The sequence below is a fragment of the Bradyrhizobium sp. CCGB20 genome (assembly GCF_024199855.1).
GTDB lineage: Bacteria > Pseudomonadota > Alphaproteobacteria > Rhizobiales > Xanthobacteraceae > Bradyrhizobium.
Genome location: NZ_JANADN010000001.1, coordinates 3,533,764 through 3,552,996, shown reverse-complemented (window position 1 = coordinate 3,552,996; position 19,233 = coordinate 3,533,764). Strand labels below are relative to the sequence as shown.

The window sequence follows — 19,233 nt, the reverse complement described above, 5'->3', positions numbered from 1 at the left end:
CCGCATAAATCAATAGCGAGCGGATTCCGACTCGAACTTGCCCCGGAAGACGCGGAAGCCAATCGCGACATAGAGCAGCATGAGCGGGAAGATGAAGAGACCCTCTCCCCAGAACATGAAGGCCAGACTGGCATGGGGCGCAGCGGCTTCGTCGATGGTGATGGCGAAGGGAACCATGTAGGGCCAGAACGACAATGCCAGCGTGCCGAACGCCGATATGAAGATCAGCGAGACCATGTGGAACGGCCAGTAGTCGTCGTGTCGTAAAATGCTAGAGGCGAGCATACAGGCGGCCGCGGCGCCGATCGCCGGAAACACGAACAAATAGGGCCGCTCGATCCAGCGATGCAGGATCGGCAGGTGCTGGATCAGCGCGTGGCTGAAGACAAGGATCAGGAACAGCAGAACCCCGGTCGCCAGCACCGGGATCTGGCTCCGCGCCAGGTCGCGAACCGCGCCGCCGCGTTTCCTCACCAGCCAGCACGAACCGAGCAGCGCATAGCCGAGGCACAGTCCGGCACCGCACAAGGCCGAGAACGTACTCAACCAGCCGAGCACGCCGCCGGCATATTGACCGTCCACGATGGGCAGCCCCTCGACCAGCGCACCCACCATCACACCCTGCATGAAGCTCGCAACGAGTGAACCGACACCGAAGCTGATATCCCAGATCCAGCGTGAGCTCTGCGACTTGGTTCGGAATTCGAATGCGACGCCGCGCAGGATCAGACCCAGCAACATGAAGATCACCGGAATGTAGAACGCCGAGAGCACCGTTGCATAGACCACCGGGAATGCCCCCCACAGGATCACGCCAGTCACAACAAGCCAGGTCTCGTTACCATCCCAGAACGGCGCGATCGCGCCCAGCATCGCCTGCCGACGCGGCTCGCTGTTCGGCAACAGGAACAGGATTCCGACGCCGAGGTCGAAGCCGTCGAGCAGAAGGTAGATCAGAATGCTAATCGCCAGCAGGGCCACCCAGAATGTCACCATGGTCATTCTCCAGCCTGAACATAATTGCGGGCCGCGAGCGGCTTCCGATCGGCGAGCGACATCGGCCGGTTGGGCATGGCGGGAGCGTGCAGCGGCTTGCCGCCCAGGCCCGCCGGACCTGCTCGCAGCAGTCGATAGATGTAGAATATCCCGAAGGAAAAGATGAAGGCATAGACCGCGACGAACAGAACCAGAGAGATCGTCGCCGCAGACGCGGTCAGGAACGGCGTCACGGCATCGGCGGTCCGCAGCACCCCGTAAACTGTCCAGGGTTGACGTCCGACTTCCGCGGTGTACCAGCCGGTGAGAATCGCGATCCAGGGCAGCGGAAAGCTGAGGAAGATTCCCCAAAGCAACAGGCGGTTCCGCTCGAGGCGATGCCTGAGTCCAAGCCAGGTCCCGAGCCAGGCCAGCCCCAGCATCAAAAGACCGCAGCCAACCATGATACGAAAGGCGAAGAACGGGATCGTCACCGGCGGCCGGTCCTGCGGTGCAAAGCTGGTCAAACCGACCTCCTTCGAAGTCAGGCTCATGCTGCCGATGATGCTCCCGAGCAGCGGAATCGAGATGGCGTATCTGTTCGTCTCGGCGCTCGAATCCGGGATCGCGATCAGCACCTCAAAGGCCGGTTGTTCGTCGTGCCAGCGCGCCTCGATCGCCGCAAACTTGGCCGGCTGATAATCGTGGACGTAGTCGCCGACCAGATGTCCGATGAAGAGCTGCACCGGCAGCAGCACCGCTGCGAGTGCAAGGCCCATGCGCAGCATCACGTGCGCTTCGGCGCGGTAGGTTTGCCGCAGCAGATACCACGCCCCGGTTGCGGCCACGCAGAACGCGCCGGTCAGATAGGAGGCGAGCAGCATGTGCGGAAACCTCACCCAGACCACGCGGTTGAAGATGATCTGCATCCAATCGTCGGGCACGAACTGGCCGTTCTGCATGACGTAGCCGGTCGGCACCTGCATCCAGCTGTTGTTCACCATGATCCAGAATGCCGAAAGCGTCGTCCCGAGCGCGACCATTGCAGTCGAGAACAGGTAGAACCGAGGCGGTACGCGCGTCCTGCCGAAGACGAGAATGCCGAAGAAACTGGCCTCCAGCATGAAGGCGGTGAATGTCTCGTAGGACAAAAGCGGGCCCTGGATCGGACCCGACATCTTCGAGAGCACACTCCAGTTCGTTCCGAACTGGAACGCCATCACCACCCCCGATACGACGCCCATGCCGAAGGCGACGCCGAAGATTTTGAGCCAAAATTCGAACAGAGTCCGGTAGACGGGCTTGCCGCTATGCTGGTGCATCGCTTCGAGCACGGTAAGCCAGGCGGCAAGCCCGATCGTGAACGCCGGGAAGATGATGTGAAACGAGATGGTGAAGGCGAACTGCAGCCGCGAGAGAAGGAGCGCCGTCGGGTCCATCGGACAGTCCCCTTCTCAGGCTCGCTTCGCGGCCAACTCCGCGCGCGCCGCAGGACGTGGTATATCGATAACTTTGAGCACCGCGGCTGTCGTCGAGCGAATCTGCCGGCAGAACTCCGCGTCGTCGATCAGCGACACCCCATAGGACGGGATGATCTGCTTCAGCTTCGGCAGCCAGGCGCTTGCCGTAAGCTCGCCGGCGAAGCATTTTTCCAGAACGCTGATGGCGATGAAGGCCGCAGTGGACGCGCCCGGCGAGGCGCCGAGCAAAGCCACCAGCGAATGATCGTCCGCCCCGACGAGCTCGGTTCCGAACTCGAGCAATCCGCCCCGCTTGACATCGGGCTTGATGATCTGGACGCGCTGGCCCGCAACCTGCAACCTCCAGTCCTTCGGATCGGCTTTGGGGAAATATTCATCGAGAGCGGCGAGGCGATGGCTCTCGGACTGCAACACCTGCCCGACCAGATATTCGGTGAGATCGAAATTGTCACGTGCCACGGAAAGCAACGGCTCGACGTTCGCGGGGCGGATGGACTCGAATAGATCCAGCAGCGAGCCGTGCTTGAGAAACTTGCTCGAAAACCCCGCATAAGGGCCGAACAGCAACGAGCGCTGACCGCCAATCACGCGTGTATCGAGATGCGGCACGGACATGGGCGGCGAGCCGACCGCGGCCTTACCGTAGACCTTGGCATGGTGACGCTCGTTGATCTCCGGATCGTCGCAGCGCAGCCAGATCCCGCTCACGGGAAAACCGCCGTAACCGCGCCCCTCCGGGATACCGGACTTCTCAAGCAGCGGCAGCGCGCCACCGCCGGCGCCGATGAAGACGAACTTGGCTCGAACGGACCGCGTTTCGCCACTCATGGTGTCGCGCACCTCGATCCGCCAATGGCCGCCCTGCTCGCGGACGAGGCCGGTGACGCAGCTCTTGTAGTGGACGGCGCAGCCCGGCTGGCTGACGAGATGACTAACCAGCAGATGGGTCAACGCTCCATAGTCGACGTCGGTGCCAGTGACGATGCGCGTTGCGGCCACCGCTTCGTCACTACTCCGGCCGTCCATGACCAGCGGCGCCCATTCGGCAATCTGCTTTGGATCCTCGGTATGCTCCATGCCCTCATAACAATGATGGGCCGACATCGCCTTGAACCTCTTCCTGAGGAATGCGACATTCTGCGCGCCGTGCACGAAGCTCATATGCGGCACCGGATGGATGAAGGCTCGCGGATCCGCAATCGCCCCCTTCCCAATCAGGTAGGACCAGAACTGCCGGGAGAGATCGAATTCGACGTTGACTTGAAGTGCCTTGGAGATGTCGATACTGCCGTCGGACCGTTCCGGCGTATAGTTCATCTCGCAGTTTGCCGCGTGTCCGGTGCCCGCATTGTTCCAGGAGTCCGAGCTTTCGAGCGCACAATCGTCAAGAACCTCGAACATCTCAATTGCCAGAGAAGGCTCGAGCTCCTTGAGAAGGACGCCAAGCGTCGAGCTCATGATGCCTGCGCCGATGAGGACGACGTCGATTTCGCGGTCGGAAGTCGTTTGCATGGTGCTTCTCTTTGTTGGATGTTGCTGTTCTGGATTGCCTGATCAGACCCGAGCCGATTGCCTCGCTTTGGCCCGGAACGGCACTCGGGCTTCCGGTCGCAGGACCACGTAGGCACGACGCCAGGATGAGTCGTCCGTCAGCTTCCAGCTATGCCCCGAGCCCGCGGTGTCCTCGGCAAGCAGCACGTTGCCGGGATGAATGAGGAAGTGATGGCCGTCGCGCGTCTGGAAATCCAACGTTCCGCTCAACGTGAGCACGAGTTGGCGGACCGGCGCGGTGTGCCAGGAGAACGCCCCGCCCGATTCAGTTTCCTGAAACGAGACGCTGGCGACATCGATCTTGTCGGTAAGAAAGTCGCCGCGTTGGCCGGACTCGAGTTCGATGACGCCTTCCTCGAAATGCGAGCTGTTATCGTCTCCAGTCCATAGGCGTACACAACGGATCATCGCGTCTCTCCTTGCGCTGTTGTTGGATTGCCGCCTCGCCCCTCTTCAGCCGGCCTTCGCGCCAATTGCGAGTGGCACCTTGATCTCGGCGACATAGGGCTTGACCATCTTCACGGGATCCACGATGCGGTCGAACTCCGGCTCGGTCACGAAACCGAGCTTGAGCGCCGCCGCCTTCAGCGTGAGATCATTGTCCATCGCGTAGTGCGCGATCCGCGACGCCTTGTCGTAGCCGATCACGGGCGCCAGCGCGGTGACGAGCATCAGCGACCGCTCGACATACTCCTTGATCTTCTTGTGGTTCGGCTCGGTGCCCTCGACGAGGAAGGTGCGAAAATTTGCGCATCCGTCAGTGAGGATGGTGACGGACTGCGCGATGTTATGGATGATCAACGGCTTGTAGACGTTCATTTCCAGGTAGCCTCCGGCGCCGCCGAACCCGACAGCGACGTCGTTCGCCATCACCTGCACGGCGATCATGGTCAGCGCCTCGGCCTGAGTCGGGTTGACCTTGCCCGGCATGATCGACGAACCAGGCTCGTTCTCGGGGATCAGCAATTCGGCGAAGCCCGCGCGCGGACCGCAGGACATCAGACGGATATCGTTCGCGATCTTGTAGAGCGACCCCGCGAGCGTGCGAAGCGTGCCGGACAGCTGCACCAGCGCGTCATGCGCACCCTGAACGGAAAACTTGTTCGGTGCGCTGACGAAGGGCAGCCCCGTCAGCCGCGCGATTTCGGCGGCGACAGCCTCGGCGAAGCCCGGCGCTGAATTGATGCCGGTGCCGACGGCCGTGCCGCCCAGAGCGAGACGAAAGACGCCCTTGAGCGCGTCATCGATGCGCGCCAGATCGTCGGCGAGCATGCCGGCATAGCCAGACCATTCCTGCCCGAGCGTCAGGGGCGTCGCGTCCTGCATGTGGGTTCGGCCGATCTTGACGACGTCACCCCATTGGCTCGATTTCGCCGCGATCGCGTCGTGCAGCGCTTCGACCGCTGGAACGAGGCGCTGGGTCACGTTCATCGCGACCGCGATGTACATGGCCGAGGGAAAGCTGTCGTTCGACGATTGCGACATATTGACGTGATCGTTCGGGTGAACGGGTTGCTTGCTCCCGAGAGGCGTGCCCGCAAGCTGGCAACATCGGTTCGAGATCACCTCGTTCACGTTCATGTTGAACTGCGTTCCACTGCCCGTCATCCAGACATGAAGCGGAAACATCTCTTGATGCTGGCCGGAGAGAATCTCATCGCAGACATGCACGATCAGCTTGTGGAGCCTGCCGTCGAGACGGCCGCCAGCGCAATTGGCGTTCGCAGCCGCCTTCTTCAGGATCGCGTAAGACTGGATCATTTCACGCGGCATCAGGTCCTTGCCGATGCTGAAATGCTCGAGCGACCGCTGCGTCTGCGCACCCCAGAGCTTGTCCGCGGCAACGTCCACTTCACCCAGGCTGTCTGTCTCTCTGCGAAGCTCGTCCATCCTTGCCTCTCGTGGCAGTTGAAGTCGGAAGGCCATCTCTGTGCTGTTGAAAAGTGTACGCACCGCATGGCGCGCACGCTTCCCTGAATGAACGTCCTTTTGCCGAATGGCATGCCGCGCGCGCCGGACCATCCATGAGCGAATATATGAGACTCGAATCCAGCTCAGCTTCGCCGCGGCGGCCGACAGAGCCAAAGAACACACGCCGACGATGCAATCGGCAGGGCAAGGCTCAAGGCGTGCAGCCATTTGGTTACGCAGGCCCCGATGGCCGCTCCCGACAGGAACATCAGGCAGAGCAGAAGCATGACCGCAGTGCCACGCGCCGCATCGCGATCGGACGCAACGGATTGGTCGATGGCCCGGAGCATGTTCCCGGTGACGGTGACGGAGAGATATTTCCAGCGCTCGACCTGCCTGAAGCTGGCTGACTGCAGCGCCGCGCCAAAGGAGATCCCGAGGATCGCGACCATGTCCGGAACCCGATGAAGCAACAACATCACTGCGAACAGGCAGACGATCTCTCCGGTGAGGCAGAGCAACGGGGCCTTGACGCGGATTGCCACCAATGCGCCGAGGAGAAAGGCGACAAGCGGAAGGAGGTGGCGGGCCGCCTGCTGCCATTGCCCGGATATGGCGTCGATGCCGAGGAAGACGACATTGCCGGTTTGCGAGCTTGCAAACACGCCGCCGAGCGAGAGCCAGGTGAAGGCGTCCAGGAAGCCGCCCGACATGCTCAGAAGCGACGCCGCGAGGAGCGATCGCTCCGGAACATGGACGCCGACGCACGTCCCGGCGACCGGCTCCGGAGCTGCGGCTTGCTTCATCATACTCGTTGACCCGCAGTTTCAGCAGCCCGTACGCGGCGCGGCCCCATCAGGCAGCACAACGCGGCGCGGATGCGTGAATAGGCCGTATCCGTCATCACGGGCGATCGCGAGCAGCGTGATCCCCGCTTCATCCGCGGTCTTGATGGCGAGTGCGGTGGGGGCTGACACCGCCACGATGACCGGCGCACCGAGCATCGCCGCCTTCTGCACCATCTCGACCGATACGCGGCTCGTCAGCAGCACGGCGCCATCGCACGCCGATCTCCCCTCGCGCACCATCGCACCGGCGAGCTTGTCGAGCGCATTGTGCCGGCCGACGTCCTCCCTGACCGGACCGATGCCGGTGCGAGGATGCCAGAAAGCCGCCGCGTGGACGGAGCGCGTCTGCTGATTCAGGATTTGGTGCGGAGAAAGAGCCTGCATGGCGCCCAGCAAGTCGCGCGCGTGAAAGGCGACGCCCCGGCCCTTCACCCGCGCCGGCGCACGGCGAGCCTGTTCGAGGCTCTCGATGCCGCAGAGCCCGCATCCAACGGGGCCGCTGATGGTTCGGCGCCGTGCAGCCAGGGACGCCGCGCGGTCGCCATCGAGCCACATCCGAACCTCGGCGCCAAGATCGTTCAGGATCAGTTCGATGCTCCTGATCTCGCTCGCGCGTTCGACAATGGCCTCGGTAAGGCTGAAGCCGATACCGAAATCCTCCAGATCTCCCGGCGTTCCCATCATCACCGCATGGGTCGAGCCGTTATAGGTGAGCGCGATGGCGGTCTCCTCGGCAACCAGCCGCGAAGTGGACTTCGTCTGACCGCCGCGCCAGGCAATCTCCCAGTGCCGCGTGAATGTCGATTCTTCCATGGCTCATACCGTCGCCGGTTCGGCACGATAGCGGGAGGCACGGTTCCTGAGCGCGATCCCGAATGCGATGAATCCCCATCCCTGGAAGATCAGGTCGACGATCAGCATGACACCGAGCAGCCACAAACCGATGGCGGGCCAAGCCACAACCAGCATGAGACCGACGCAGAACGTCAGGATGCCGGCAGCGACGATCCAACGCCAACCCGCGGCTGGCCGCATGTGAAAGCCGGCCCAGATCCTGGTCACCCCCGCTACGACCAGGAAGGCACACACTGCGAGAGACAGCGCGAACGAGGCCAGGATCGGATCGTAGAGTATGATCGCCCCGGCGGCGGCATAGACAATCCCCGCCAGCAACCAAAGCAGGAATCCCCGCAAGCCGTGCACTGAAAACGCTTGCACGATCTGGAAAATGCCGGCGGCCGCCATGGTGGCACCAATGACCAATACGGAAGCGAGGCTCGCCGCCATCAGATTGGCAGATGCAACACCACCGAGGATCAGTTCGCCGACCCCCAGTGCAACGAACCAGCCCCATTTTCCTGTGATCGCGTGAATGGCCCTTCCAAGCGAGGCCTTGGAGTTCGACATGTCCGTCATGGCTTGATCCTGTTTGCACGACCCGTCCGCCGGCCGTGAACGGGAACAGAGTATCGAGATCGCCCTCGAGCCATCTTTCGAGGACGCAACAGGATTATTTCATCCGCACGATGCGCATCGTTGCGCGAGACTCACGACTAGCGCGGGATGTTCACGACGGTTCTGAACCCGTCGGGACCGGCACGGACGTCGACCGCCCCGTTCAGACGCGCTGCAAGCAACTCGACGATAGAACCGTCTTCTTCCCGGTACCTGATCTCGTCAGACGAGCCGTTGTCCATGATGCAGCACGCGATCGACGTCGCCGTGAGCCACACTTCGAGACGAATAACGCCCGCTCCTCCATGGGACACGTGGCGCACCGCCCTGGTGATCAGTTCGAAGATGATCATGCCCAGCAACCAGCAGCGCTCGGAGTTCATCTTCAGCGGACGCAGCAGCAGCGAGAGCGCAATACCCTTGTCTTCGAGGCTCGAGCGGCTGATCGACCGGCACAATTGCAAGAGATAGGCCGCCAGATCGACGGTCGTGGTGAACTGCGGCATTTGCAGCGCGTGGTGAAGTTGTGCATGACCTTCCAGCCGTTCCTGCACGGAAGCGAGGGTCGTCCTCGCCTCCGCGCCGTCGCAACGATCGACCGCCTGCGACACCAGGTCGATCGCCAAGGCAAGCTCGTCGTCGATCCGATGCGCGAGCTCGCGCAGCACTAGGCGCTCCGCCTTGACACCGCCGTCCGGCACAAATTCCGAGAGGCTGCTCATCCTTCACCCGCTTCCCGGCCGAACGGCGCGCTTTGCACTTACGAAGTCGGGCCGCTTCGGCCGGTTTCGTAGAGGAACCAGATCCGCCGTTCCGTCTCGTCGATCCAGTTTTCGAGGAGGCTTGCGGTGGCCACATCGCCGTATTCGTCGCAAAGTTCGTGGACCCGGCGCATTTCTCGCGTCAGCTGCTGGTTGTCGCTGCGCAATTCAGCGAGCATGTCCTGCGGGTCGACATAGTCCGCATCATTGTCGAGAATGCGCTGCTCGCGCGCGATGTGGCCGATCGAGCGCAGCGTCGTGCCGCCGATCTTGCGTGCGCGCTCGGCAATGTCGTCGGTCATGGCGAAGATCTGGTCGGCCTGCTCGTCGAGCATAAGGTGGTAGTCGCGAAAGTGGCTGCCCGAAACGTGCCAGTGAAAGTTCTTGGTCTTCAGGTAGAGCGCAAAGACGTCGGCGAGCAGCGCTCTCAGCGCGGCTGGAACGTCCCGGTTTGCATTGGCTCCGAGATCCGTCGGGCTTTGGAGGTCTGCTTTGGTCATGATCGGCATCCTTGTTGGAGGTTCGAACAATCTAGCCGCGCGGTGCGCGACAATTCTTTCCGACGCGGAAGATCCTTTTGGGATCGCACGCCTGCGAGGGCGCCTGCCGTCGCAGCGGGTTCATTCCGCGCGTGTCGTCCTGTCCCGCAGCGGCAAAAGAGACATCGCCCCGAATACGCCATCGCGACGGATCAATGCGTGGAACAATCCGGCCGCCAGATGCAACAGAACGAGGGCAAAGAACGCGAGGCCCAGATAGACATGGGCATTCCAGAGCAGCGTGTGCACGAAGTCGCTCTGCGGCAGCAGCGCGGGAATTCGGATCCCGCCATACAGGACGACCGGATAGGCCGCAGCCCAGAGCATACCGAGACCGAGCAACGGCATGACGATCATGAGGACATAGAGGAGCTGATGCGACAGTGCTGCCCCCAACGTCATGGTTCTCGAAAGATCGGCAGGCAAAGGCGGCGCACCGTAGTACAGTCGCAACGCCAGCCTGATCAGAACGAGGACCAGCAGAGTGAGGCCGAGCGTCTTGTGGACCAGGATGAGCGGCAGATATTTCGGCGCGACGGTGGAGACCATGCCGACGCCAATGAACAGCATGGCGAGGATGCAAGCCGCCATCAGCCAGTGAAGAAAGCGCTGGATCAGAGCAAAACGATGAGGAGCGCTGGTCATGGCCTGGTCCCGGTTCGCGGATAGTCTCCGGCTTCGGCCGCGCGCAGATCGTAGGATTTGCGGTAGACCGATGAGCGTGCCGCCGGGAACGGATCATCCGACACCCGGATTCCCTGCGGCAGGACGGTCGGATCGAAATTGATGTCGCGGCAGGGTCCATCGCGCTCCGGCTCGATCCGCTGCACGATCAGCGTTCCGACCTGCATCTTGCGACGGCTATCCGGCCAGGCCTTGCTCGGATCCGCGGTCGGGTCACCCGGATCGGCTACGGTCGTAACCATGGTCCATCGTAGCGGACCAGCGGTCCGAACCCGTTCGGTGATCTCCTGCTCAAGGTAATCCGGACCGCGTGTCTCGAGGTCAGCCTGCGAGACTGGAATAGGTTGCGCCGAGGGCAGCAGTGACCATCGCACCGCGTGGTCGCCACCTCTGGCGTCCGTGAAGATGAAGCTGTTGAGGCTATTGTAGGGCTCCTCCGCATAGCTGCCGGTCCAGGGCGCCGTCCTGGCCCAGGCCGCGAAGGGACCGAATTCCGGGTTGGTCTGAATGAACGCCTTCATCGCCTCTGGATCCTTCTTGCCGGATGCGATCAGCAGGTCGTGAAACGCCTGCGGCGTGGAGACCGCAAAGAACGGGGGGTTGATCATCGCCGACCGCCACTCTTCGCCGTCTGCCGTCGTGATCAGCAATCCCAGGCCGCGTACGCGCACGGTCGCATCGACCGCATTCGGATCAGCCGTACCGAGATTGAACCGACCCAGGGCCGGATATTGACCCTGCACAAACACCTTGGCCCGCGAGAGCTCCGCGCCGTTTCCATTCGCCTCGAATGTCCCGGTGAAGCAGATTCCCTTGGCATGATTTCGCCGGTGCCCGAGTGGTGCGCCGCTCGGAGGCGTCAGCGCCGCGATCATCCGTTCCGGCGTCAGACATCCCGGCGAGAGCCACCCCGCAGTGTATGCGAACGCAGCTGCACCGCCGCCGAGGACGGCTGCGATCAGGACCAGGGATCCAAGACCCGAATGCGGTGGCTTTTCTTGATTCATTCGGTCTCCTTTGCGATGCGCGGACCGCCCGGCGACCGGATGCGTGCGGGATTCTGACCGAGCGAGCTTCCTTGTAGCCGGCGTCCATGTCCTGATCTTCTCGAACCTACCGCCAATTTCGGGAAGGCACGCCGCCTGAGCAGACTTGCTCGGCCTTCGCCGGGATCCCAATCCGGATTCGGGTCTTCTCGAAATTTTTCGTGCGATTCAACATCGATCGTGATGCTCGAAGATGCCCCCGGAGGCATCCGCTGGGGCATCGCCCGTCAAGTTCACGAAGTCGAGAACTCCGTCATCATCGCTTTCGCGAGCCTGAGATCGGCGGTCTCGAAACCTTCGGTGAATTGGCCGTACACGGAAGCCAGGATTCGGTGTGCATCGGCGGGACGGCTCTGACTCGCCATCAACCTCGCCAGGCTGATGGCCGCCCTTAATTCCCAGAACAGCGCACCTTGGCCGCGCGCCACCTCGAACGCCTTGTCGAAGCACTGTTCGGCGGCGAGAGCCGAGTGATATTCGCCGGGATGCCGGTGTAACTCACCCTTGATGCGCCAGAGCTCGGCCGCGTACCACCGCTCATCCCTCGCCTCGCAGCGCGCAAGCGCCTCGTCCGCGGTCGCAAGCCCTAGCGATACTTCACCGACCTCTCCGAGACATGCCGCCAGTTCGCCGAGAGGAAGCAGGAAGCGCGGCAGGAAGCGGGCCTCGCCCGCCAGCTCGAGCGCCTTGCGCAGCAACGTCAGTCCCGCGGCGACATCGCCACTTCGCGCGATCACCATCCCCCTGAAGGCGCGCGCCCACACGTTCCACAGGCGGATCGGATGACGTTCGGTGTGCTCGATCAGCATCGTGCAATAGCGTTCCGCCGCGTCGAGATCACCGGCCAGGAAAGCAATCGGACAGGCGCCCTGGCCGAGTACGCTGCAGAAGGTCAGGGCGTGGCCACTCGCACGCCCCTCCTCGACATTGCGCTCGACGACGCTCAATGCCTGATCCGCCAACCCGAGAAGCCATAGGATGCGCGCCTGGAAATAGCGCGCGGAAGCTCGCAGGTCGAACCGGAACCGGATCACCTGCGGCTTCGCCGTCAGATCGGAAAGGCGAGACAAGGTCCGCCCAATGTGATGATGCGCCAACCGCTGATCACCGAGGTAGTGCAGCGTGGTGGCAAGCAGCCGCTCGCCCATCATCCGGTCGACGGAATTGTGAGAATCGGCCACGACACTCGCGAAACGGTGCGCGAACTCCAATGCCTTGCGGAACTCGCCATTGTTGAATTGATCGATGCAGAGCCCCCAAAGCGCACGCAGCAGATAGTCGTCGTCGCCGAGCTGCTCGGCAAGCTGCAGGGTCGCAGCCCAGGCCGGACCGGCCTCCCGTGCCCTGCCAACGCCGTACATCAGCGACCAACCAAGCGCGGCCGACAATTGCATGCGGAGCCGCAATGAGCCGGTGGCACTGTCGTCGAGGCTTGCCAATGCGAGTTCGGTCCGCTCGCGGCATTCGGCGAGAAGCGACAATTGTACCCAGAGCGGGACTGCCCCTGCGGTCAGCGCCGTTCCGATCTGCGCATCGCCGCCGGGCGAGAAAGCCCAATCGAGGCTGGACCGCACGTTATCGATGTGCTGGCCATAGAAGCCAAGCCACTCCGCCTGCGGCTTCACTTCGCTGTCAGCTTCCGCATTCGCAAAGAACCCGCAATAGTATCTGGCCTGGCGGCGCGCTACGCCGGGAAATTCGCCGCTGGCGCGGAGCTTCTCCAACGCATAGGCGCGCGTGGTATCCAGCAGGCGATAGTAGGGGCGTTCGCCGCGGATATCCGCAAGGACGAGCGACTTTGCAACCAGATTGGCAAGTTCCGCGGTGACATCGCCCATCCCTTCGCCGGCAACCGCAATCACGGCATCGAGCAGAAACTCTCCGGCAAATACGCCGAGGCGCCGTAGCAGCCGCGCCTCGACATCCGGCAGGAGATCGTAGCTCCAGTCGAGCGTCGCACGAAGCGTTTGCTGCCTGGGCAACGCAGTACGCCGGCCGGTCGTCAGAAATTTGAACCTGTCGTCGAGAAGCGCCTCGATCTTCGGCGGACTGAGCATCACAGCACGTGCCGCCGCGAACTCGATCGCGAGAGGAATGCCGTCCAGCCGGCGGCAGATGGCGGCGACGGCATCGAGATTCTCCTCGTCGAACGCGAAGCTGGAGCCCAGCGCTTTCGCCCTGGTCGTGAACAATTCGACCGCCGTGTAGGCCGATGCGGCATCGGACTCGCGCCGCGCTTCGGGCGGCACACCCAGGGCCGGAACGCGATAGACATGTTCACCTTCAATGCGCAGCGCTTCGCGACTAGTCGCCAGGACGGTCGTTCCGGAACAGCGGCTGACGATCGTCTCGGCCAGTTCGGCCACGGTATCAACGACGTGCTCGCAATTGTCGAGAATGAGCAACAACGGCCTGGCTCCAATCGCGCGCGCGATGGAATCCGGAGCGATCTCCTCCCCTTCGAGCTTGATGCCGAGCATGCCGGCGACGGCCGAGCACACGAGCTTGGGATCGGGCAGCGAGGCCAGTTCGACCAGCAACCGGTCGGCCGCAAAGCCGGCTGGCGGCATCCTGGCGGCTTGAAGTGCAAGTGCCGTCTTGCCGATCCCGCCAGGCCCGACGAGGCTCACGACGCGATAGGCCGATAAAAGCTCCCACAAACGCGCGAGCGCGGTGGTGCGGCCGATGAGAACGAATGACGCATTGGGAATGTTGGCCGACGGCAGCAGCTCGGGTGCGGCAGATTGTAGCGGGGCGTCCATCTGCCGGGTCCGCCATGAACCCAGCAGGCGATAGCCTCGGCCGACCGTGGTCGCCAGCATGTCGCGATCCGAACCGAGGGCCTTCCGGATCGCCGCGATATGGACCCGAAGTGCACTTTCCTCGACGAAGACGCCGCGCCAGACCCGCTGCGTCAGGTCGTTCCTGGTGACCAGCTCGCCTTCGGCCTGAGCCAATTCCGCAAGAATTTCAAAGGCACGACCGCCCAGAGGAACGCACTCTCCCATCGAGCGCAGTTCACGTCTGGCAAGATCGATCTCCCATTTGTCGCAGGCGTAGACGGGACGCTGGCTTGGCCCGGCCATCATCGGCATAGCCTCGATCGGTTGCTTGATCTTGCGCCCAGCGTATCATCAACGCTTGCGGAAGACGCAGCTTGTCCGGCGGCCAAGGCCGCCAGACACCCGCAGCAAGTCTCGCAATGCTGGCGTGTCAGCAGCCGCGGCAGATGGATCCTTCCAGCATCTTCTCGAGCCGGGCGTCCTCCTTGTCAATGGCCGCATCCGTGCCGAGTGACGGTCCTTTCATAGCGTGACCGCCACCCTCTGACGACGGAAGCGCGGTGCCGAGCGAGTTCGTTCCCGGCGCAGCAGCACTCGTACCGAGCGCGCCACCGCTCTCCATCGACATGTGGGATCCCATTCCCGCGCGGGCAAATGCGGCGCCCGCGAGCGCAAGGCAGGCGACGATGCAGAGAAGCGGGAGAAGTCTCATGATTCACACTCCACATGTTTCTATGACCTGCACCTAGAACTGGATGCCGCGAGCAATTCGACCATGCACGTTCGCGCGAGCGACTATGACAACCGTGACAGAATTCAGCTTCGAAGACGTCTCGTCGATAACCCGCGCACCCCACCGGATATTCCCCGCACACCCTCTCGCAAGAGTGATGCACAAAGAGCAGGGTTTTCCGGCCGGACTGCCTATATAGCCCGGTATAGAGAACAATTTCGGAAACGCCCCTCAGCCGAGCAGCGATCATCGTCAAGCGACTCTCCGCACATCGCAAGCAATGGAGATTCGCTATGACTGCAATCAAAGCCCTGATCGCCGCGGCGCTGCTGTCAACGGCAACGATATCATCCGCCTCCGCGGCCTGGTCCTTTGCCGATCAGGAGCCCGCCGCATTTGCATCAATGCATCCCGATCGCGACGTGCTGAATGGCGGCGCATTGACGCCGGCAGGACGAATGGGCCTCGAGCGGCCCGCCGGCGCCGCTCCGATCTTCGGATCAGGCCACATCTACAATCGGCACTGGCATCGGTGACCGGCAACCAAGCGCGCGGCTCAGACGATCAGAAAGCTCGCTGAGCTGGACTGGCACCCCGTCCGCATTATGCATCTGCGAATGATGCGCTTCACTGGCGAGAAGTCGGAATGGCTCGGCTCGCTCGTGAATAGTCATGCGGACCGGATAGCAGTTTCACCCGACCAGCAAGCAATCGCTCTGAAGATGAAGCGTGGGCTACGACTTCGTGCAAAGGCGAAAACGTTCGTTCGATTGATACTGCAGATCCGGCACGGACATACACATGTCTAGCGAGCGAGCCGAGGCGTTCCCGGCGTCGCTTTGTCAAGGAGACGTGCAATGACTACACTTAAGCTCTTGTCGGCCGGACTGATGGTCGCGGCCATGATTGCTTCCCCCGCGATGGCTCGCGAAGGCAGCAACAACGCGCGCCGGACCAATGCCGACGCCTATGCATCGGTTCAGCGCGTGCCGGTCACGTCCAAGCGCAGCTGCGTTCGCGCTCCCGACGTCGGCGCGTTCGCGAGCGACCCCTGGCGTCGGCCTCCGTGCGAGCCCACGTCGGGCTATTGAGCACGCCAGCCGGGACGAGCTCCATTGCCGGAAGGCAATCGCTAACGCTGACTTGAAGAGGTTCATCTCAGCGTTTTCGGGGCACCTCACGGACATGACGGAAGGAAGAATGGCGGCTCCATGAAGCTCCGTTCTTCCGACCGGTCATATCTGAGGAGCATTTGGCTGCACCAGGAGCATGGCCCGGCATCTGCAGCATATCCGATGAGAATGATTCCTTCTCGCTCGAAGCGAGGGCATCAAAGATCGTATCCGGCAGCGGCCGCATCTCGCCATCGAGTCGGGGTGTCACCCGCGAACCGTCTGAATGTCGTCGTGAAGTGGGCCTGGCTCTGAAAACCCACAGTGAGCGCGATCTCGACGATCGGCATCTCGGAATCCCGCAGCAGGTCTTTAGAGCGCTGTATTCGGTGCCGCAAGATATACTCGTGCGGCTTGCAACCCGTCGCCGCGCGGAACTGGGCGGCGAAATGCATGCGGCTCAGCCCGGCGGCCGCGGCAAGATCCGCGAGCACGATCTTCCTGCAGAAGTGGGTCTCGATATAGTCGAGCACCCGCTTGAGCCGCCACTTCTGCAGTCCCCGGACCGGCCTTTCAGATGGACGTTGGTCGACACGGGCTCGCTCGCCGAACTTCAGCTGCTGCGTATCGGACCGCAAGGCAAAGGCCCTGGCAATGACCGCAAATCTCAGGGCATCAACACAAACAGCGCTATGGGTGTCCATCAAACATTCCATCGCGACGAGAGCTTCGGACAGACGCTGAAGAACCGGATCACCGTCGTTGCAAGGAGGCGTAATAGCCATGGATTTGGCTGTCGCCATAGACGCGCGTTGCCACGGGATTTCGACGCGCAGCCGGCCGGCATCGTGCTCCGGATCACACGGCGAGATCCTGGCGCTGCGCCGTGGCTGTCCCTCGATCGCAATGACCAGACCGAGCCGCTCGAAAGCAATCGTCGTTGCGTCAAGGGCGGACAGATCGTCCCTGCACAAACGGTTGGTATGAGCGATGACCTTCGGAGGCGGCACGACTGACGCCATTGCAATGGCCGGCCGAAAATCTGCTTGGTCCGCGGTGACGAATGCCTGGGTATCGCCATGCTTCAGTTGTCGCGACGATAGTGGCTGAGACATGATCCTACCCTGACTAAGATAATCCAAACCGCGAGGCGCCATTGGAGCGATGCGCCTCGATTGCCGAGTAAGGTAGCAAGGCACGGTCCGACCGCGAGTTAAGAGACGCAAAATCAGGTAATTTCAGACTTCCGCCGCCAGGCCGATAGGTTTTCCAGATCGACCTATCGCAAATTACGAATCCTGCGGCTCCGTCCGCGGATGCGCGGCTCGGCGGACTCCGTTGTGCGGTTGGCGAAGCGCAGGACCATACATTTTACGGATCGCTCCGTCACGCGCGTCGATTGCCGCACCATCAGACGTACAGGCGTGGAGATAAGCGCCGAAGTCCCTCAAACCCTCCTCGGCGATTTCCCACACAGGCTCCGATGGATCAGCCGGGCCCGAGCAGATCAGCGCGGCCGGCCAGCTGCCGAAGCACCCCCGAGGGATCGGAATCGCGATGCTGCAAAGCCCTTCGGCATATTCTGAGAGAGTTCGGACGAAGCGATTAACACGGGTGTCATAAATATCTCGCTTCAGGGAGGCCGCCGTCGTCCGCGTATTGGATGCCAGGCTGACGAGCCGGCCGCGGCATAGCTCCTCCACCTCCGCATCGGCGAGCTGCGACAGGATGGCCTTGCCGCCCGCCGTCGCGTGAAGCGGCACTTTTTCTCCCAGCATCGATCGCGACATCAACGGCATCGATCCCTGCTTGCTTGCAATGATGACCATCGAAGCACATTGCAACGCGCCGATCTCCACTGTCAGCTGCGTCCCGGCGCTCAGTTCCTCCATCTTTTCGATGACGATACTGCGGAGCCGATTGCTCGCCATGTAGACGGCGGCAAGCTGCACCGCGAACATCCCGACGGAAAAACGATCTTCGCTGCTCCGTTCGAGCAGACCGATCTCGGTCAGGGAAACAAGGAAGCGATGCGTCGTGCCATCGTCCCAACCCAGATGTCGCGCGATATCCTGCAGCCCCCAATGTGAGCAGGTGTTGCTTCGATCGAGGGCGTCGGGAACGAAGAGCTCGAGCAGACTGCCCAGCTTCTGAACCGTCGCGACGCGAAATCCCTTGCCTTGTGTCGCTGTCGGGACGTGCTGCACGCTCCTTCCCGCCCGCTCTCCCATTTTAGCGCTCCCAGTCGTCCTCACGAATTCGTGTAGCAAGCGACGAGCTTTTCAGACGACTGCATCGAGCCATGACGAACAACCGGCTACTGAGAAGGTCTTCTTGACACCCCAACGGCCTCCCCTGTAGGACACCAAGGCATATTCACGCTTTCAAAATCTTGCCGGGGGCGGTGATCTTTCGGGGGTCTCGTCACTCTCCCTAGATCGCGGCAGCGAAGCTGATCCACGGACCCCCCTATGTCGCCTTCGCCCGCTGCACGAACCTTCTCCTTCGGTAACTGGCTTATCGACTGCCAGCGGAGAGAGCTGAGGTGCGACAACGTCACGGTGCCGATCGGGAGCCGCGCATTCGAAATTCTCGAGAAACTGGCGGGTTGCGCCGGTCTCCTGGTGACCAAGGATGATTTGATCGGAAGTGTCTGGTCGGGCCTGGCCGTCGAGGACAACACGCTACAGGTCCACATCTCCGCCGTCCGGAAGGCGCTGGGCAAAGATCGCGATCTCCTCAAGACGATCTCGGGCCGTGGATATACCCTCGCCGGGACCTGGCGCAGCGGTCATTTGGATCAGTCCCCAGCGACATCGGTATCCGCCCCGGCTGTCGCATCCTTTTCGAATAACCTGCCGAACACTCGCGCTCCTCTCATCGGGCGCGAGGATTGCCTGAGCGAATTGGCCGAATTGATGTCCGCATATCGGGCCGTGACTGTCGTCGGTCCGGGAGGCATCGGAAAAACAAAGCTGGCCATCGAACTCGCGCGCCGGGTCGCATCCGCATTCGAAGGTTCGGTGGCGCTGGTCGAACTCGCGACCCTGCAGGATCCGGCACTTGCAACATCGACCACCGCCCGTGCGCTTAAGCTGGCCTTGAGTGACAAGGACGTTTCGGCTGCAAGCATCGCCCAAGCTATCGGCTCGCGACGCCTGCTTCTCGTCTTGGACAATTGCGAGCACGTCATCGACGTCGCTGCACAAATCGCGAGTGCTGCACTTCGCTATTGTCCAAATGTCACTATTCTTTCGACCAGCCGGGAAGGCCTCCGCATCGATGGCGAATACGTAGTGGCTATCCCGCCGCTGGCTGTTCCAGACTCTGATTTGCGTGATCCCGGCCTGCTGT

18 protein-coding genes and 1 pseudogene are annotated in these 19,233 nt (G+C 62.2%); 3 read left to right on the top strand and 16 right to left on the bottom strand.

Annotated elements, in window-relative coordinates; all coding sequences use genetic code 11:
- Positions 1-9 precede the first annotated feature (9 nt).
- From cydB to NLM15_RS16140, 14 genes are all read right to left on the bottom strand, one after another.
- Entirely contained in the window at positions 10-996 is a 987-nt protein-coding gene (gene cydB / locus NLM15_RS16205; RefSeq protein WP_254118064.1) for a cytochrome d ubiquinol oxidase subunit II, read from the bottom strand.
- 2 nt (positions 997-998) lie between these two features.
- Entirely contained in the window at positions 999-2,414 is a 1,416-nt protein-coding gene (locus NLM15_RS16200) for a cytochrome ubiquinol oxidase subunit I (RefSeq protein WP_254118063.1), read from the bottom strand.
- 15 nt (positions 2,415-2,429) lie between these two features.
- Positions 2,430-3,968: a malate dehydrogenase (quinone) gene (gene mqo, locus NLM15_RS16195; RefSeq protein WP_254118062.1), complete on the bottom strand. Its 1,539-nt coding sequence runs from the start codon at positions 3,966-3,968 to the stop codon at positions 2,430-2,432.
- 42 nt (positions 3,969-4,010) lie between these two features.
- Positions 4,011-4,415, bottom strand: coding sequence for a hypothetical protein (locus NLM15_RS16190; protein ID WP_254118061.1), 405 nt, complete (start codon positions 4,413-4,415; stop codon positions 4,011-4,013).
- Between the two features lie 45 nt (positions 4,416-4,460).
- Entirely contained in the window at positions 4,461-5,897 is a 1,437-nt protein-coding gene (gene fumC, locus NLM15_RS16185) for a class II fumarate hydratase (RefSeq protein ID WP_254118060.1), read from the bottom strand.
- Between the two features lie 164 nt (positions 5,898-6,061).
- Positions 6,062-6,724, bottom strand: a complete 663-nt coding sequence (locus NLM15_RS16180) for a YoaK family protein (protein ID WP_256565721.1) — start codon at positions 6,722-6,724, stop codon at positions 6,062-6,064.
- A 21-nt stretch (positions 6,725-6,745) separates the two neighbouring features.
- A complete protein-coding gene (gene fdhD / locus NLM15_RS16175) occupies positions 6,746-7,579 on the bottom strand; it encodes a formate dehydrogenase accessory sulfurtransferase FdhD (RefSeq protein ID WP_254118058.1) in 834 nt (277 codons plus the stop codon).
- Between the two features lie 3 nt (positions 7,580-7,582).
- Entirely contained in the window at positions 7,583-8,182 is a 600-nt protein-coding gene (locus NLM15_RS16170) for an HdeD family acid-resistance protein (RefSeq protein ID WP_254118057.1), read from the bottom strand.
- Positions 8,183-8,319: 137 nt separating this feature from the next.
- Positions 8,320-8,943, bottom strand: a complete 624-nt coding sequence (locus tag NLM15_RS16165) for a histidine kinase dimerization/phosphoacceptor domain -containing protein (protein WP_254118056.1) — start codon at positions 8,941-8,943, stop codon at positions 8,320-8,322.
- Positions 8,944-8,981: 38 nt separating this feature from the next.
- Positions 8,982-9,482 (bottom strand): Dps family protein, encoded by a 501-nt coding sequence (locus NLM15_RS16160; RefSeq protein WP_254124254.1) that lies wholly within the window; start codon positions 9,480-9,482, stop codon positions 8,982-8,984.
- 120 nt (positions 9,483-9,602) lie between these two features.
- Complete coding sequence (locus NLM15_RS16155) at positions 9,603-10,166, bottom strand: cytochrome b (RefSeq protein ID WP_254118055.1); 564 nt, start codon at positions 10,164-10,166, stop codon at positions 9,603-9,605.
- Entirely contained in the window at positions 10,163-11,212 is a 1,050-nt protein-coding gene (locus NLM15_RS16150; RefSeq protein ID WP_254118054.1) for a catalase family peroxidase, read from the bottom strand. Before NLM15_RS16150 ends, NLM15_RS16155 begins: the two co-directional genes overlap by 4 nt.
- 272 nt (positions 11,213-11,484) lie before the next feature.
- Positions 11,485-14,346 carry a winged helix-turn-helix domain-containing protein gene (locus tag NLM15_RS16145; protein WP_254118053.1) on the bottom strand — a complete coding sequence of 954 codons (2,862 nt, stop codon included), beginning with the start codon at positions 14,344-14,346 and terminating at the stop codon, positions 11,485-11,487.
- A gap of 118 nt (positions 14,347-14,464) precedes the next feature.
- On the bottom strand, positions 14,465-14,746 hold the full coding sequence (locus NLM15_RS16140; RefSeq protein WP_254118052.1) for a hypothetical protein: 282 nt from the start codon (positions 14,744-14,746) through the stop codon (positions 14,465-14,467).
- 314 nt (positions 14,747-15,060) lie between these two features.
- On the opposite strand from NLM15_RS16140, the gene NLM15_RS16135 reads away from it, so the two are divergent.
- Both NLM15_RS16135 and NLM15_RS16130 read left to right on the top strand, forming a co-directional pair.
- The gene (locus NLM15_RS16135) at positions 15,061-15,303 is read left to right on the top strand and encodes a hypothetical protein (RefSeq protein WP_254118051.1); all 243 of its coding nucleotides are present in this window, start codon (positions 15,061-15,063) and stop codon (positions 15,301-15,303) included.
- Positions 15,304-15,624: 321 nt separating this feature from the next.
- The gene (locus NLM15_RS16130) at positions 15,625-15,858 is read left to right on the top strand and encodes a hypothetical protein (protein WP_254118050.1); all 234 of its coding nucleotides are present in this window, start codon (positions 15,625-15,627) and stop codon (positions 15,856-15,858) included.
- 239 nt (positions 15,859-16,097) lie between these two features.
- Here NLM15_RS16130 and NLM15_RS16125 read toward each other — a convergent pair whose 3' ends face one another.
- Together NLM15_RS16125 and NLM15_RS16120 are read right to left on the bottom strand one after the other, a co-directional pair.
- Positions 16,098-16,994 carry a helix-turn-helix transcriptional regulator gene (locus NLM15_RS16125; protein WP_254118049.1) on the bottom strand — a complete coding sequence of 299 codons (897 nt, stop codon included), beginning with the start codon at positions 16,992-16,994 and terminating at the stop codon, positions 16,098-16,100.
- A 174-nt stretch (positions 16,995-17,168) separates the two neighbouring features.
- Positions 17,169-18,110: an IclR family transcriptional regulator gene (locus NLM15_RS16120; protein WP_254118048.1), complete on the bottom strand. Its 942-nt coding sequence runs from the start codon at positions 18,108-18,110 to the stop codon at positions 17,169-17,171.
- Positions 18,111-18,350: 240 nt separating this feature from the next.
- Between NLM15_RS16120 and NLM15_RS44035 the strand changes: the two are divergent.
- Positions 18,351-18,590, top strand: a pseudogene (locus tag NLM15_RS44035) (transcriptional regulator); the annotation flags it as partial.
- Positions 18,591-19,233: the final 643 nt, after the last annotated feature.

Excerpts from the sequence above, each read along its gene's own strand:
- cydB (WP_254118064.1), bottom strand. The coding sequence starts at position 996 with ATGGTGACATTCTGGGTGGCCCTGCTGGCGATTAGCATTCTGATCTAC.
- NLM15_RS16200 (WP_254118063.1), bottom strand. The coding sequence starts at position 2,414 with ATGGACCCGACGGCGCTCCTTCTCTCGCGGCTGCAGTTCGCCTTCACC.
- mqo (WP_254118062.1), bottom strand. The coding sequence starts at position 3,968 with ATGCAAACGACTTCCGACCGCGAAATCGACGTCGTCCTCATCGGCGCA.
- NLM15_RS16190 (WP_254118061.1), bottom strand. The coding sequence starts at position 4,415 with ATGATCCGTTGTGTACGCCTATGGACTGGAGACGATAACAGCTCGCAT.
- fumC (WP_254118060.1), bottom strand. The coding sequence starts at position 5,897 with ATGGACGAGCTTCGCAGAGAGACAGACAGCCTGGGTGAAGTGGACGTT.
- NLM15_RS16180 (WP_256565721.1), bottom strand. The coding sequence starts at position 6,724 with ATGAAGCAAGCCGCAGCTCCGGAGCCGGTCGCCGGGACGTGCGTCGGC.
- fdhD (WP_254118058.1), bottom strand. The coding sequence starts at position 7,579 with ATGGAAGAATCGACATTCACGCGGCACTGGGAGATTGCCTGGCGCGGC.
- NLM15_RS16170 (WP_254118057.1), bottom strand. The coding sequence starts at position 8,182 with ATGACGGACATGTCGAACTCCAAGGCCTCGCTTGGAAGGGCCATTCAC.
- NLM15_RS16165 (WP_254118056.1), bottom strand. The coding sequence starts at position 8,943 with ATGAGCAGCCTCTCGGAATTTGTGCCGGACGGCGGTGTCAAGGCGGAG.
- NLM15_RS16160 (WP_254124254.1), bottom strand. The coding sequence starts at position 9,482 with ATGACCAAAGCAGACCTCCAAAGCCCGACGGATCTCGGAGCCAATGCA.
- NLM15_RS16155 (WP_254118055.1), bottom strand. The coding sequence starts at position 10,166 with ATGACCAGCGCTCCTCATCGTTTTGCTCTGATCCAGCGCTTTCTTCAC.
- NLM15_RS16150 (WP_254118054.1), bottom strand. The coding sequence starts at position 11,212 with ATGAATCAAGAAAAGCCACCGCATTCGGGTCTTGGATCCCTGGTCCTG.
- NLM15_RS16145 (WP_254118053.1), bottom strand. The coding sequence starts at position 14,346 with ATGCCGATGATGGCCGGGCCAAGCCAGCGTCCCGTCTACGCCTGCGAC.
- NLM15_RS16140 (WP_254118052.1), bottom strand. The coding sequence starts at position 14,746 with ATGAGACTTCTCCCGCTTCTCTGCATCGTCGCCTGCCTTGCGCTCGCG.
- NLM15_RS16135 (WP_254118051.1), top strand. The coding sequence starts at position 15,061 with ATGACTGCAATCAAAGCCCTGATCGCCGCGGCGCTGCTGTCAACGGCA.
- NLM15_RS16130 (WP_254118050.1), top strand. The coding sequence starts at position 15,625 with ATGACTACACTTAAGCTCTTGTCGGCCGGACTGATGGTCGCGGCCATG.
- NLM15_RS16125 (WP_254118049.1), bottom strand. The coding sequence starts at position 16,994 with ATGTCTCAGCCACTATCGTCGCGACAACTGAAGCATGGCGATACCCAG.
- NLM15_RS16120 (WP_254118048.1), bottom strand. The coding sequence starts at position 18,110 with ATGGGAGAGCGGGCGGGAAGGAGCGTGCAGCACGTCCCGACAGCGACA.